The sequence below is a fragment of the Paenibacillus dendrobii genome (assembly GCF_009807035.1).
Classification (GTDB): domain Bacteria; phylum Bacillota; class Bacilli; order Paenibacillales; family Paenibacillaceae; genus Paenibacillus_AQ; species Paenibacillus_AQ dendrobii.
In genome coordinates this window covers 682,099-698,537 of the sequence record NZ_WUBI01000003.1, presented here as the reverse complement: position 1 = coordinate 698,537, position 16,439 = coordinate 682,099, and the positions used below count along the sequence as shown (strand labels likewise).

The following is a 16,439-nucleotide window of genomic DNA, read 5'->3' as shown; positions in this document are numbered from 1 at the left end:
TTTATGGAACAGATGATACCAAGTTCAACGCTTACCGATTTTTCGCGCCGCGAGGTGGTTATCCCGAGTGCAGAGCAATGGGTACTTCGTTCACGCGCGGAACGGCGCATCTATCGGATCATGGTTGCGCGCCCAGCGGGAGAGCCTCCGCCAGGCGGCTATCCGGTCATCTACTTGCTGGACGGCAATTCCGTATTCGCCACGATGGTGGAAGCGCTGCGATTGCAGTGCCGCAGGCCGGATCAGACGGGGGTATTGCCTGCGATTGTCGTCGGGATTGGATATGAGACGAATGGTCCGTATGCAACGGAACGATTTTACGATCTTACACCTTTACCGTCCATGGAATACCGGAAGCGTTCCGATGATGATCCGGTTCCCGAGCAAGGCGGGGCGAAGGCTTTCCTGCAATTTATCGAAGAAGAACTGAAGCCGCAAATCGAAAGCGAATTCCCGGTCGACCGCAGGCGGCAGGCGCTGTTCGGGCATTCTCTTGGCGGGCTGTTCGCTCTGTATGCGCTTTTGAGCAAGCCTGAATCCTTTCAGTATTACATTGCGGGCAGTCCGTCCCTGCACTGGAATCAAGAATATATGTTGGAGCTGGAACGGGACTTTGTCGCAAAGTCCAAAGAGAGACCTATCCATGCGCGGGTACTCCTCGGCGTGGGAGAACTGGAAAAAACGCATGTGTGCCGGAATTGCGATCGCGCCCGGGCGTTGACGGATCGATTGACAGCCATCCCGGAGGATATTGGTGTGAAGGCGGAATACAAGGAATTCGAGAATGAAGGCCATGTGTCTGTCCTGCCGATACTGGTCAGCCGGGCGCTAAGATTTGCTCTGCATCCAGACCATCCAGAGGGAGTGTAGTGATGAAATATTCAGGGATCGAGGGAAAAGTCGCCCTCGTCACAGGTGCGGCCCAGGGCATAGGGGAGGCGGTGGCTCGCGCCTTGGCCGGTCAAAGGGCTATCGTGGCTGCCGTCGACCGGAATGAAGATGGCATTGCCAGCCTTGCGGCCGAGCTTAACGCAGGTGGCTTCCATGTCGCGGCTTATCCGGCAGATGTAGGTGACAGCGCTGCCGTGGAACGGGCGGTTGAGCGGATCGAAAGCGAGCTTGGGCCAATCGATGTGCTCGTCAATGTGGCAGGCCTGCTGCGGACCGGCCCGATCGAGACGTTCAGTGACGAAAAGTGGGAGCAAACCTTCAGAGTCAACGTCAACGGTGTATTTTATATGTCTCGCGCTGTCGTGCAGCGCATGTCCCGTCGCCAATCGGGCGCAATCGTAACGGTTAGCTCCAATGCTTCCGGGGTGCCGCGTGCTCATATGTCTGCTTATGCGGCATCGAAAGCTGCCGCAACGATGTTCACCAAATGCCTGGGCCTGGAATATGCCCGGCACCATATCCGTTGCAACATCGTGTCCCCGGGCTCCACGGATACGGAGATGCAGCGGGCGTTGTGGAACGAAGAGAATGGGGCCGAAGCGGTTATCTCAGGCTCGCCCGAGCATTTTCGCCTTGGGATCCCGCTTGGCAGGATCGCGCTCCCATCGGACATTGCCGATGCAGTCATATTTCTCGCATCCGATCAAGCCCGGCATATTACGATGCATGATCTGTGTATCGATGGCGGTGCGACGTTAGGCTGCTGATACAAGAGCTGTTTAAGAGTTCTGCTTTTGATAAGAAAACCAGCGATCGAGGGCCGTTCAAGGATGAGCCACCGCGATGCAATTGGTGCGTTTTCTTGCGATATCGAATTTCGTCAGCTTAGCTGATCATTTATAAATCTATATCTAACCAGCTTCATCCAATCTTCTCGGTGCTGAAAGCCGTCCTTTTGAATACGGACTACAAGACATGTGAAGGAAGTGACAGGGATGTTGAAGTGCAGCGTTGTTCCCGCAGCAGAGGGAATACAGCCTTTGGAGCAATATAGGGAAGGTTCATCCTTCTTGTTTTCGTCGCCACAAGGCGTTTTGTTGGCGCACGGGGAGTGGGGTGGTTTGGAGGAACGTCAGGTCGCCGCTGGGAAGGAAAGTTTGCATGAGGCCGCTTGGAGGCTGCTGGATTCCGCCCGGCGCAGCGGTCATGATTTTCCGGTCGTCGTCGGTGCAATCCCGTTCCACGGCGAGGAGCCCGCACGCCTTTATGTGCCGGCTGAGGTTTACCGTTGCGAACCATTGCATTTTGAAGCAGGTGATATGCCGGAGCAGCCACTTCTCCACGGTTATACCGTTCATGCGGTTCCCAGTCCTGAACAATATAAGCAGGGGGTGAACCAGGTCCTGGAACATCTTCGTCAGGGCGAGCTGCAAAAGGTGGTGCTTTCAAGATCGCTGCATGTCAAGCTGGCGCAAACCGTCGACACCAAGCGATTGCTGCTGCGTTTGTCCTCCAAGAATACTCAGGGGTTTACGTTCGCGGTCCCGTTAACGATGCGGCAGAATCATGGAAACGATATAGACGCCGGCGTTGATGCAGAAGAGACGCCGCGGACCCTGGTCGGAGCCAGCCCTGAATTGCTCGTGACGAAGAAGGGAAGGCAGATCAAGGTCAATCCGCTGGCAGGTTCGGCTGCCCGCAGCGATGATCCGATTGAAGACGAGCAGCGAGCCGCCGGGCTTATGGGATCTGTCAAGGATCGGCATGAACATGCGGTGGTCATCGATGCGGTCGTATCCGCCCTGCGCCCCTATTGCAGCAAGCTTAATATTCCGGAAGGGCCCTCCCTCGTGCATACGAAAACGATGTGGCATCTATCCACGGAAATAACCGGCGAGCTTGCGGATCATTCCGTAACTTCGATCGAGCTTGCCTTGGCGCTGCATCCGACGCCAGCCATATGCGGGACGCCTACGGAGGCTGCCCGGAACGTGATCCGAGAGATCGAGCCGTTTGAACGTGGGTTCTTCACAGGAGCGGTAGGTTGGTGTGATGCAAACGGAGACGGAGAGTGGGCCGTTACCATCCGCTGCGCGGAAGTTACGGGACGCTCGCTTATTCTCTATGCGGGGGCCGGCATCGTTGTTGGCTCATCTGCGGAAGCCGAGTTTGCGGAAACGTCCGCGAAGTTCCGCACGCTTTTGCAAGCGATGGGATTACATGAACAACAATCGATGATGACGCAGGAGGGATGAACGATGCTGGCAGGTTGTAAGGCATGGCCTGAAGAGTTTGCTGCCCGTTATAGACAGGCGGGATGCTGGCAGGGAGAGACGTTTAGCGGGATGTTGCGCCGGCGTGCAGTTGAATATGGAGATCGCATCGCGATTGTCAGCGGCGATGGACGCATGAGTTATGCAGAGCTGGATGAGAAGGCAGGCCGCCTTGCCTCAGGTTTTCTCCAACTGGGAATCAAGGCTCGGGATCGAGTCATTGTCCAGCTTCCGAATATACCTCAATTTTTTGAAGTCATTTTTGCGCTATTTCGCATTGGCGCACTGCCTGTCTTTTCCTTGCCGGCGCACCGCAAGAACGAGATCGCCTATTTATGCGAGTTCACGGAGGCTGCTGCATATGTCATTCCCGACACCGATGCGGGATTTGATTACCGGGGGCTTGCCAAGCAGGTCCGGGATGCGGTTCCGGCTCTGCGCCATGTCCTCGTTGTTGGCGAGCCCGGGGAGTTTACGCCTTTGGCAGACTTGTATGATGCAGAACCGATGATCGATATGTTCGAAGAATCGGACGCCGGTGACGTGGCATTTCTCCAGCTATCCGGCGGTACGACCGGTCTTCCGAAGCTCATTCCACGCACACATGATGATTATATTTATAGCTTGCGGCAGAGCGCGGGAATATGCGGCTTGAATGAGTACAGCGTTTATTTGGCGGCACTGCCCGTCGCACATAATTATCCGCTCAGCTCCCCCGGCGTGCTTGGCACGCTGTACGCGGGGGGCAAAATCGTACTCGCGCGCGGCGGAAGCCCGGATGAGGTGTTTCCGCTTATAGCGGCAGAGGGCGTCACGATTGCCGCTGTTGTGCCCCCGCTGGCCTTAATTTGGCTGGATGCGGCGGAATCGCGCCATTTTGATTTGTCCAATCTGCAGGTGCTGCAGGTTGGAGGGGCCAAGTTCATCGCAGAAGCGGCGAAGCGGGTCAGGACGTCCATCGGCTGCAAACTGCAGCAGGTGTATGGTATGGCGGAAGGGCTGGTCAACTACACGAGGCTGGATGATCCGGAAGACACGATCATTAACACGCAGGGCCGCCCGATGTCCCCATATGATGAGATCCGCATTGTGGATGACGCGGATGAGGAAGTGGCTCCCGGGGAAGTGGGGCACTTGCTGACGCGCGGTCCGTATACCATTCGCGGATATTATCAAGCCGAGGATCATAACGCTAAGTCATTTACGGCGGACGGTTTTTACCGTACGGGCGATCTTGCCCGAATGACTTCAGACCATTATTTGGTCATCGAAGGACGAGCAAAAGATCAAATTAACCGCGGCGGCGATAAAGTGGCAGCCGAGGAGGTTGAGAACCATCTATTGGCGCATCCCGGCGTGTTTGATGCTGCGGTCGTTTCCATGCCGGATGAATATCTGGGTGAGCGAACATGTGCTTTCGTGATTCCTTATGAAACCTCCGTGACGGGAGGTGAATTGAAAACTTTTCTAAAAGAAAGGGGGCTCGCGGTGTATAAAATACCCGACAGGGTGGAATTCGTCGATTCCTTACCCCAGACCGGGGTCGGCAAGGTGAGCAAAAAAATGCTGCGCGACAGCATTGCCGAAAAAACAAAGCGCTTAAGTAAGAAGTAACCAAGAACTCTTATCGGATGTTTCTGGCTTTACCTGAACCCAAATTTGAATTGAAAAGAGGGGATATGATGGCTCTTCCTTCCATCGTTCCATATTCGATGCCTAGCGAGACTGAGCTGCCGGCGAACAAAGCCGCTTGGATTCCTGATCCGAACCGTGCCGCACTACTTATTCACGACATGCAGCAGTATTTCGTCGATGCATTTCAGACAGGAAAGTCGCCGATGGTTGAACTGCTTGCGAACATTAAGAAGCTGCGCGCCCGCTGTACAGAGCTTGGAATCCCCGTCATTTTTTCGGCGCAACCCGGCGGTCAGAGTCCCGACCAGCGCGGATTGCTTCAGGATTTCTGGGGAGCGGGGATAAACGACGGACCGTACCAGAAGGAATTTGTGAGCGAGTTGGTACCCAAAGAAGAAGATATTGTCGTGACGAAATGGCGTTATAGCGCATTTCAGAAAACGAATTTGCTGGATATCCTGCGTGAGCGCGGCCGGGATCAATTGATCGTTTGCGGTATTTACGCGCATATCGGCTGCTTGATGACTTCATGCGAGGCGTTTATGCAGGATGTGCAGCCTTTCCTCATCGCTGATGCCGTTGCCGATTTTTCCGCGGACAAGCACCGGATGGCGCTCACCTACGCGGCTGAGCGTTGTGCGGTGACGACCACGACAGAGCGCGTATTGGACGCCTTAAACCGCACTGGGAATTCAACAGTGTTGGAAGAGGAGCGGAATGCAAATGCGGAAGGAGTAGATCTGGTAACGCAGCAGTCCATTCGTGATACTGTTGCGCGGCTGCTGCAAGAGGAACCTTCCGAAATCGGCGATCATGACAATCTGGTTATGCAATGGGGATTGGATTCCATCCGGATCATGAGCCTGGTTGAACAATGGAGGCGCAGTGGTATTGCGGTGAGTTTCGTGGAATTGGCAGAGCAGCCTACCGTGGAATGCTGGCGAGAGCTTTTATCGGCCAAACAGAATCATTCCAATCCCAATCATGATTTTACGCCGAATTATGATTACTTCTAAAAATGTAAAGGGGGACTTCATCTTGCATGATCATGAGAAGGTCCGCTTGCCTCTATCGGGGGCTCAGGCCGGAATATGGTTCGCGCAGCAGCTCAATCCCGATAATCCGATATTCAATACGGCTGAATGCGTGGATATCCACGGTCCGCTTGATCCCGTGCGTTTTGAGACTGCACTTCGCCAAGCCGTGACGGAGGCGGAAGCGCTGCATGTCCGTTTTGGCGAGGAAGCAGGAGAGCCATGGCAGATGGTCGTTCCTGACGGCGATTGGACGCTTCACGTTATCGACGTAAGCGGCGAGGAGGAGCCGGATGAATCGGCCAGGGCATGGATGAAGCATGATTTGGCCCAGCCCGTCGATTTGTGTTGCGGGCCGATATTTACGGAGGCATTGTTTAAGCTTGGTCCTGAACGTTTTTATTGGTACCAGCGCATACATCATATTGCGGTCGATGGCTACGGCGCGGCTCTTCTGGCACGAAGAGCCGCGCATCATTATACGGCCCTGGCGGATGGTCCTCCGAATAGCACAGGCACTTTCGGTTCCCTGCGCTCCATCTTGGATGAGGACGCAGCGTACCGGTCATCGGAGCAGATGGACCGCGACCGCGAGTTTTGGCGCCAGCGCTTCTCCGACGGATTGGAAGCGGTCAGTTTAGGAGGGCATGCGCAGCGCACGGCGCGCAGTTTTGTGCGTCGTTCGGCGCAGCTTCCGGATGCGGTAGCTGCAGCCGAGTCGGGCGCAAGCTGGCCTGAAGTCCTTGTAGCGACAATGGCCATATACATGCATCGATTGACGAGTGAACCGGAAGTGATTCTCGGCTTGCCCGTCATGTGCCGCCTGGGTTCGGCCGCGATGCGGGTTCCCGGCATGGTCATGAACTTGCTTCCGCTTCGCGTATCGGTGCGGTCAGATATGAGCCTCGGAGGTCTCTTGAGTGAGATTTCCCGGGAGATTCGACAAATCAAGCACCATCAGCGATACCGGCATCAGGATTTGCGAAGGGACTTAAAATTGCTGGGGGAGGGTCGCAGATTATTCGGACCGCTCATCAATGTGATGCCTTTTACGGAGGATTTAAGCTTTGCAGGCTATCGCGGCAAAATAAGCAATATGTCTGCAGGACCCGTAGACGATTTAACGATTAACGTATACAGCGATTTCGACGGCAAAGGGGTGCGTATGGATTTCGACGCGAATCCCGATATCTACAGTTCCGACGAATTATATATGCATCAGCAGCGCTTCCTGCATCTGTTGGACGAAATCTCCCGCGCTGACCCGCATCGGCCGATCGGGCAATTGGAAGTGATATTGGCTGATGAACGCAGGCAGGTTCTGCATGAGTGGAACGACACGGCGCATGAGCTGCCGCGTATGAGCGTGCCGGAGCTTTTCGAGGGACAGGTACAACGCGTTTCCGATGCGGTTGCGATTGTCTGCGGGGAAGAGTTGCTCCGGTACGGGGAACTGAACGCGAAAGCCAACCGGCTGGCTCATTACCTCATTGCCCATGGCGTCGGACCGGATCGGATCGTTGCGCTGGCGATGCCGCGTTCCGTGGAAACGGTAGTGGCTGTACTGGCGATACACAAGGCTGGAGCCGCTTATCTGCCGCTCGATCCGGACTACCCGCCCGAACGTCTTGCATATATGCTGGAGGATGCCAATCCGGTTTGTCTCATCTCGCTAAAGGGGACGGCTGAAGGTTTACCGCTTTGCAACAAGGAGATGATCGTGCTGGACGAGCCCGAAATTATGGGCGCCCTTGCACAATTTCCGGCTCATAATCCATCGGATGAGGACAGGGATGCCACGATTTCGCCAGAGCATATTTCCTATGTCATTTACACCTCCGGCTCCACGGGGAGGCCGAAGGGCGGCATGCTAACATTCGGCGGGCTTGCTAATTTGCTGTATGACATGAAGGCGCGTTTTGCGCTCGGCGAGCACGATCGGATGCTGTCCGTCACTACGATTTCATTTGACATCTCGGTAATGGAGCTGCTGTTGCCGCTTGTTTCCGGAGCCAGTATCGACATTGCCCAGCGGGAGACGATTCTGGATCCTTCCGCATTGGCGCATCGAATTGCGGCAACCGGCGCAACCATCATGCAGGCGACCCCGACATTGTGGCAGGCACTCGCCGACGGCAAACCGGATATGTCTGGCGGTCTCACAATGATAACGGGCGGGGAACCGCTGCCGCTTGGTTTGAAACTGGCTTTGCAGGATTTGGGCGGAGAAGTGAATAATCAATACGGGCCGACGGAGACAACCATCTATTCCACCGCCGCGCGGCTAGACCATGCCCGGACTGTCAAGCCGTCCATTGGAGGTCCGATTCGAAATACGAAGCTGTACGTGCTCGACCCCGCATTAGAACCCGTACCTCCCGGGGTAGCGGGCGAGTTATATATTGCCGGCGCCGGGCTTGCGCGAGGTTACTTGGGACGGCCGGATTTGACCGCGGAACGGTTCGTTCCCGATCCATTTGGCCCTCCGGGCACGAGGATGTACCGTACCGGAGACCTTGCGAGATGGCTGACGGACGGCACCATCGATTATTTGGGGCGCGCGGATCAGCAGGTGAAGCTGCGGGGCTTCCGCATCGAAACGGGAGAAATCGAAGCACAGCTTGGAGCGCATCAAGGCGTGTCGCAAGCGGCGGTAGTCGTGTATGAAGATCATGCTTCGGAGCGGCGGCTGGTTGCTTACGTGGTTCCGTCTTCTTCGGCCAGCATCGATCCCGCCACGCTCCGCCAATATGCGGCAGGGAAGCTGCCTGATTATATGGTTCCGTCCGCATTTATTGTAATCGATGCCATGCCGCTGACGCCAAACAAAAAGATCGACCGCAAATCATTGCCGGCGCCGGATTTCGCTTCCGAAGCAGCGGGACGCGGACCGCGCACTCCGCAAGAAGAAATATTATGCGCTTTGTTCGCGGAGGTGCTTGGTCTCGACCGCGTGAGTATCGATGACGACTTTTTCGCTCTCGGCGGCCATTCTTTGCTGGCCGGTCGAGTGGTGGTACGCATTCGTGAAGCATTTGGCGTTGAACTGAATATAGGAAGTATTTTCGATTCGCCTACAGTTACGTCTCTAGTCGGCAAGATCGGTTCTGCGCAGGAGGGGAGGCCGGCTGTTAGCTCGGTCGTAGGGATGCGGCCGGACCGGGTCCCATTATCTTTTGCCCAGCAGCGATTATGGTTTTTATACCAACTGGAAGGTCCTGCTCCTACGTATAACATTCCGATCTTCGCCCGGTTTTCAGGTGAGCTGGACATTGGGGCGCTGCAGGCGGCAATCGGGGATATCGTGAATAGGCATGAGACGTTGCGCACCATTTTCCCGGAAGATGAAGGAACCTCATATCAGCTTATACTAAGTCCCGAAACGGTACAGATCCCGTTTATCGTAACGGATGCAAAGGAGCATGAGCTTCCCGAACGAGTGGCTGAAGCGGCAGGTTACTGTTTCCGGCTTTCGGAGGAACCGTCTTTACGTGTTCACTTGTTCCGGTTGGGCGCAAGCGAGTATGCGTTCCTTCTGCTGCTGCATCATATTGCGGGGGACGGCTGGTCATTGACTCCGCTGGCACGGGACTTGTCCGCCGCTTATGCTTCGCGGTGCCGCGGCGAGGTGTCTGGCCAGAAGCGGCTTTTGGCGCAATATGCTGATTATTCGCTTTGGCAGACGCGGTTTCTGGGCAGCGCCGATGATCCCGATAGTCCTATTGCGCGTCAGCTTGATTACTGGACAAGAGCGCTTCAGGGTTTACCGGAGGAGCTGGAGTTGCCAACCGATTATCCGAGACCGGCGACGTCTAGTCATAAGGGCGGTACCGTCCCGTTGTACATCGATCCCGAGCTGCATGGACGGCTGACAGACCTGGCGAGAAGGCATCGTGCCAGCTTGTTTATGGTGCTTCAAGCAGCGCTGGCCGTTTTATTGACCCGGCTTGGCGGAGGGAATGACATCCCGACTGGAGCCCCTATATCCGGGCGCAACGATGACTCGCTTGAAGACTTGATCGGATTGTTTATCAATACACTTGTCATTCGTATCGATACCTCGGGAAATCCCGGATTTGATGAACTGCTGTCCAGCGTCCGCGAGGTCAGTTTGGCGGCATACGAGCATCAGGACGTCCCGTTCGAGCGTCTAGTTGAGGTGCTGAATCCCGTTCGTTCGCGGGCACGACATCCGCTTTTCCAGATTATGATGGTGCTCCAAAATACGCCGGATGCCGTACTCGAGCTGCAGGGCACGACATCGAGTCTTGGCATTCAGAGCGCAGGTACGGCCAAGTTCGATCTGACTTGGGAATGGAATGAACGCCGTAACGGAAGCGGTTCGCCGGATGGCTTGGATGGAATATTGGAATTCAGCATGGATTTGTTCGCGCGCAGCACGATTGAGGCGCTTGCTCTACGTTATGTGCGTGTATTGGAGTGCATTGTTTCTGAACCAAGTAAACCAATTGGAAAAATTGATATATTACTTCCGGAGGAACGGCGGGACATCGTATTGGAATGGAATCCCAAAACGGAGGGCGTCATCCCGGCAACGCTGCCCGAATTGTTCGAGGCTCAGGTCATACGCTCGCCGCAGGCCGTTGCCATTGTTCATGAAGGAGTTGCCTTGAATTATGAGCAGTTGAACATGCGGGCAAATCGTCTTGCGCATCTGCTCATGGCACAGGGTGTCGGCCCCGAACAGATCGTGGCTTTGGCGCTGCCCAGATCCATCGAGATGGTGGTTGGCGTGCTGGCGGTGCTCAAGGCAGGGGGAGCCTATTTGCCGCTTGATCCCGATTATCCTGCGGAGCGGCTTGCTTATATGTTGGAGGATGCCGGTCCGGTATGCATCGTGACCGATATGAATACGGAAGATAAGCTGCCGGATGCCGGATATGTGCCGCGAATTGTGCTTGATGGGCAGGGGGTTATACAGCAGCTTCGAGATTGTCCTGAATTTAATCCTGTCCATGATGAACAAGGGTGCAAACGATCTCCGCTTAACCCCGCTTACATCATTTACACGTCGGGGTCTACGGGCAGACCCAAGGGCGTGCTGATTCCGCATCAAAATGTGGTTCGGCTGTTCTCAGCTACCAAGGGGTGGTTTCATTTCCATGACAATGATGTGTGGACTTTGTTCCATTCGTATGCTTTTGATTTCTCGGTATGGGAAATATGGGGGGCGCTACTGCATGGAGGCCGTCTCGTCATTGTCCCTCACGCGGTCAGCAGATCGCCGGAGGAATTCCTGGCCTTGCTCGCACAAGAAGGTGTTACCGTCTTGAATCAGACGCCTTCTGCGTTCTATCAATTGATGCAAGCGGACAAGGAGCTTCCGGAACTGGGTCAGGCGCTGTCGCTGCGTTACGTCGTGTTTGGGGGCGAGGCGTTGGAACTGGGCCGTCTGCGCGGTTGGTATGAGCGTCATCCGGATGATGCGCCTCGGCTGATTAATATGTACGGCATCACGGAGACGACCGTCCATGTCAGCTATAAGGAACTGAATCGTGGTAGCGACGTTCCGGGAGCGTCCAGCCTGATCGGGGGATCGATTCCGGATTTGGCGGTGTATGTGCTGGACGATGAACTGCAGCCCGTCCCTTATGGTGTAACAGGGGAAATGTACGTATCCGGCGGAGGTTTGGCACGCGGTTATTGGGGGCGTCCGGGTTTGACGGCGGAACGCTTTATCGCTAATCCGTTCGGTCCGCCCGGAAGCAGGATGTATCGAACCGGAGATCTGGCGAAACGCCTTCCCGACGGTTCACTGGATTATCTAGGCCGTGCCGACCACCAGGTGAAGATTCGCGGCTTCCGCATAGAACTGGGCGAGATTGAGGCCGTACTTGCAAGCTATTCCGGTGTGTCTCAGGCGGCGGTTATTGTTCGCGAGGACAATCCGGGCGATAAAAGACTTGCGGCATATGTCGTACCTGAACATAACGCCAACTGGGAATTATCGGAACTTCGCCGTCACGTGGCTTCCAGGCTCCCTGATTATATGGTACCGTCAGCGATCATACTCATGGACGTAATGCCGCTCACTCCAAACGGCAAGCTTGACCGCAAGGCGTTGCCGGCTCCGGAGATCATGCTGGCCATAGATGGACGTAACCCGAGAACGCCTCGCGAAGAGGTACTTTGCGATCTGTTCGCCGAAGTGCTTGGCGTTCGCCGGATCGGGATCGATGACAGCTTTTTCGAGCTTGGCGGTCATTCGCTGCTTGCTGTTCGGCTCATCAGCCGTATTCGCGAAGCGCTCGGGCGAGAGATCAGCATTGCGGCATTGTTCGAAGCACCAACCGTGGCCGCGCTAGCGGAAATGCTCGAACTGGACAGGGATTGCGGGAACAATGCGCTGCAAGTGCTGCTCCCGCTGCGGACACACGGGGCAGAAATTCCGCTATTTTGTGTTCATCCCGCAGGCGGTCTCAGCTGGTGTTATGCCGGATTAATGAAACACTTGGGCGTGGATTATCCGATTTACGGCTTGCAAGCCCGAGGCATCGCTCAAGTAGAAAAACTGCCGTACTCTTTGGAAGAAATGACGGCGGATTATATTCGCCATATGCGCATGATTCAGCCGAATGGGCCTTATCGACTGCTTGGCTGGTCATTAGGCGGCAATGTAGCGCATGCGATGGCTGTACAACTGAAAGAGGAAGGGGAAGAAGTGGCGTTTCTCGCAATGCTTGATGCATACCCGAGCCATTACTTGTCGATTCGCGGGGAACCGGATGAAGATGAAGCGCTGACCGCTCTGCTTGCCTTAGGAGGTTATGACCGGGACAGCATCGGCGAGGAACAGCTTACAATCGAAAGCGCGATACGGATATTGCGCAGCGACAGCAGTGCTTTGGCTACACTTGATGAAGAGACCATCATGAATCTGAAAGCGACATACGAAAATTCGGTGCGTCTATTGGGTGCTTATGTGCCGCAAAAATTCGAAGGCGACCTGCTGTTCTTCCGCTCGACCATTATCCCGGACTGGTTTGACCCGATTGAACCGGAAATGTGGGTTCCTTACGTTGGAGGGCAGATCGAGCGTTACGATATCGCTTGCCGCCACAAGGACTTATGTCAGCCGGGTCCACTTGCTGAAATCGGAGGAAGAATTCTGCAGAAGCTGAGCAGCGGCCACTTCATGCGCGGATCGCTTGAATTGCATTCCTAAGATCAAGGGCATGTTGGAGCAAGATGTGCAGCGCATTAGAATGGGATGGTTTAAGATCGGATTGAGAAGAGGGGGATATATAATGGCGAATCCATTTGAACAAGCGGACGGGTCATATTTGGTATTAATCAACGATGAGAAGCAGTATTCGTTGTGGCCGTCTTTTGCGAACATGCCGTCCGGCTGGGATCGGGTTTTTGGACCGAATCCCCGCGAGGAATGCCTAGAATATGTTAATCAGCATTGGATAGACATGAGGCCGCGCAGTTTGGTTAGGAGATAGATGGGGAATAAAACGCATTTTTTGCTCGCGCTTGCCCTACGTTTCCTCCGCAGAAGCGAGCGCTGTGCTTATCCTATTGGAACCATCCTGCGAATAGAAAATGCATATTGCCGATAAAAAAAGGCTAGATTCAGCTCATATTGGGTAATTGACAATCGTAGGTACTTGGTATATATTGGTTTACGTCAATAGTTCCAATATACTACTTATGGACTAGTAACTTATATCGGATATTTATCAAGTGGTATCTGCCATTAACGACAATTTCATATATTTGGCACACTAATCGAAAGATTAGCTCGCAAAGCCTGGAGTCTAACAGTCTCATGACTTATGATCGTCCGGTTGCAATTAACATCGTTAATGCAGCCGGGCGTTTTTGCGTTCCGGGGAACTAAATTCAATCTTAAGGAGGACGAGATGAAACGGGGTTTAAAACTTGTAGTATCATGGCTGTTCATTTTGACGGTGTTCACAGGATTTATACCAGGTAATCTGTTTGTCAGCTCAGCATCTGCAGCATCCAATGAGCTCATCTGGCCCAATCCCGGAGCAGTCAATCTGACGAAGACGGCTGATCCTGCAGGGACAGGTCAATGGAAAGTAACGTTGACCGTTGAGGGTAAGAACATCAAGACTACTTCAGACGTTGTGTTGGTGATTGATAGATCCGGAAGTATGGACAATTACAGTCGGATGACCAATGCAAAGGAAGCTGCGAATAAGTTTGTCGACAATCTGCTGTTTAAAGATTCGACTACAAGAGTTGCAGTGGTTACGTTTGATGAGAGCTCTTCAGAAGTGTCCTCCTTTAAAAGCGCGAGTGAAAAGGAAGCACTGAAATCGGCAATTAAAAAGATTACGGTAAGCAGTAACGGAACGAATATTCAAGCCGGACTAAACAAAGCCCGTACCATGCTTGGAGAAAGCAAAGCTCAAAACAAGGTTATTGTCCTGTTGAGTGACGGGGAACCGACCTACAGCTATAAAGCAAAGAATGCCTCGGCATCCGAATGGCCGGAAAACAAATACAATTTTGCCCTTTCCGATTTCAATTACAGTACCATTCTAGGTTCCGGTGGGGATTACAGTCTGAAATATAAAGGTATTTTCGGAATTACTAAAGACGAGACCTATACCGTCAAGGGCTATAAGGTACCTGATAATGGAATCGGAACTCTATCCGAAGCTAAATTCGCCAAGGATAGCGGCATTGGTATCTACTCTATCGGGCTTGAAGTTGGAAATAACAACAACGCAACATATGTGCTGAACACAGTTCAAAACAAAGGTTACTACACCTCCAGCAGCGCTGATTTGAGCAAAGTCTTCTCAGAATTATCCGGCCAAATTTCTTATGCAGCGCAAAATGCCATCGTAACGGATCCGATGGGAGACATGTTCAATAAAGTCAGCGAGCCGGCCGTTTCGCAAGGAACCATTACTTGGGACAGCAAGTCGGAGACATTCACCTGGAATGTCGGCAGCATCATGGAAGGTTCCCCGGCTACCTTAACTTACACGGTCACGATGGACCAAACGAAAAGTCCTGACCCGAATAAGTTGTATCCGACCAACGGAACGACAACGCTGAAATATGATGATATTAACGGGAAACGAACCTCTAAAGACTTCGAAGTACCTAAGGTGAGTTTCGGCAAAGGTTCCATTACGGTTAAAGGTTATCTCGTAAACGATGCGGGGCAACCCATCAATGCAGATGGCGTGGTTGTCGACAAGCCGGAGCTTGCACAGCAGCTGTACAATCAACCATTCAAGCAGGGTGACAAGGATTCGCTGGATATCAACAAGACTTATTCCGTGGAAGCTCCTTTAGTAGATGGCTACCAGCTCGGAGCCGGCAAGAATCCCACCGATGTGACTTTAACCATGAATAAACCGACTCAAACCGTTTGGTTCGGATTTGCGGTAGCAGTCGAGCAGCAGGTTAACGTCAAGTACCTGGAAAAGGGAACGAACAAAGTACTTGCTGAACCGACGGTTGCAAAAGGCTTGAAGGGAAAACAAGTCGACCTGACTGCCAAGGCCGTTCCGGGCTATACGGCGGAAAAGGCAAACGACAAGTACACTTTTACAGCCGACAAGGATCAGAACTACACGTTTTACTACACAGCGAACAAACAAACCGTAACGATCAACTACGTGGATCAAGATACGGATCAACCGATCCAAGCTCCATCGACAAAAGACGGTGTGACGGATCAAGAGATTACGCTGACGCCACCGGTGATCGCAGGCTACACGGCAGTGGAAACGGACGGTAAGTACACGTTCACTGCGAAAGCAGATCAACAGTACACCTTCTACTACAAAGCCAACGAGCAAACGGTAACCGTGAAGTATTTGGAAAAAGGCAGCGAAAGAGAGCTGTCTGAACCCACGACGCAAAAAGGCGTAGCCGGTAAAACGGTGAACGTTGCCATTCTGCCAGTCGCAGGCTACACCGCTGTGAACGCAAATGAGAGCTACACCTTCACGAACAAAGAAGGTCAAGAGCACATCGTGTACTACACAGCGAACAAACAAACGGTAACGATCAACTACGTGGATCAAGATACGGATCAACCGATCCAGGCTCCATCGACAAAAGACGGTGTGACGGATCAAGAGATTACGCTGACACCACCGGTGCTCGCAGGCTACACGGCAGTGGAAACAGACGGTAAGTACACGTTCACTGCAAAAGCAGATCAACAGTACACGTTCTACTACAAAGCCAACGAACAAACGGTAACGGTGAAGTACTTGGAAAAAGGCAGCGAAAGAGAGCTGTCTGAACCCACGACGCAAAAAGGCGTAGCCGGTAAAACGGTGAACGTTGCCATCCCGTCAATCGCAGGCTACACCGCTGTGAACGCAAACGAAAGCTACACCTTCACGAATAAAGAAGGTCAAGAGCATATCGTGTACTACACAGCGAACAAACAAAAGGTAACGATCAACTACGTGGATCAAGATACGAATCAACCGATCCAGGCTCCAACGACGAAAGACGGTGTGACGGATCAAGAGATTACGCTGACGCCACCGGTGATCGCAGACTACACGGCAGTGGAAACAGACGGTAAGTACACGTTCACTGCGAAAGCAGATCAACAGTACACGTTCTACTACAA

At 53.5% G+C, this 16,439-nt stretch carries 8 protein-coding genes and 1 riboswitch; all 8 genes read left to right on the top strand.

The annotated features are described in order from the left end of the window. Positions 1-12 precede the first annotated feature (12 nt). Positions 13-870: an alpha/beta hydrolase gene (locus GRF59_RS21115; RefSeq protein WP_423802974.1), complete on the top strand. Its 858-nt coding sequence runs from the start codon at positions 13-15 to the stop codon at positions 868-870. Between the two features lie 2 nt (positions 871-872). Next, complete coding sequence (locus GRF59_RS21110) at positions 873-1,658, top strand: 2,3-dihydro-2,3-dihydroxybenzoate dehydrogenase (RefSeq protein WP_160499672.1); 786 nt, start codon at positions 873-875, stop codon at positions 1,656-1,658. A gap of 228 nt (positions 1,659-1,886) precedes the next feature. Further along, entirely contained in the window at positions 1,887-3,146 is a 1,260-nt protein-coding gene (gene dhbC, locus GRF59_RS21105; RefSeq protein ID WP_160499671.1) for an isochorismate synthase DhbC, read from the top strand. A 3-nt stretch (positions 3,147-3,149) separates the two neighbouring features. Further along, entirely contained in the window at positions 3,150-4,778 is a 1,629-nt protein-coding gene (locus GRF59_RS21100) for a (2,3-dihydroxybenzoyl)adenylate synthase (protein WP_160499670.1), read from the top strand. Positions 4,779-4,846: 68 nt separating this feature from the next. Continuing rightward, complete coding sequence (locus GRF59_RS21095; RefSeq protein ID WP_160499669.1) at positions 4,847-5,815, top strand: isochorismatase family protein; 969 nt, start codon at positions 4,847-4,849, stop codon at positions 5,813-5,815. Between the two features lie 22 nt (positions 5,816-5,837). Further along, complete coding sequence (locus tag GRF59_RS21090; RefSeq protein ID WP_160499668.1) at positions 5,838-13,019, top strand: amino acid adenylation domain-containing protein; 7,182 nt, start codon at positions 5,838-5,840, stop codon at positions 13,017-13,019. Positions 13,020-13,101: 82 nt separating this feature from the next. Further along, on the top strand, positions 13,102-13,302 hold the full coding sequence (locus tag GRF59_RS21085) for an MbtH family protein (protein WP_160499667.1): 201 nt from the start codon (positions 13,102-13,104) through the stop codon (positions 13,300-13,302). Positions 13,303-13,568: 266 nt separating this feature from the next. Next, a riboswitch (cyclic di-GMP riboswitch) is annotated at positions 13,569-13,655 on the top strand. Positions 13,656-13,722: 67 nt separating this feature from the next. Further along, on the top strand, positions 13,723-16,439 hold a 2,717-nt coding region (locus GRF59_RS21080; protein WP_160499666.1), incomplete at its 3' end, for a MucBP domain-containing protein.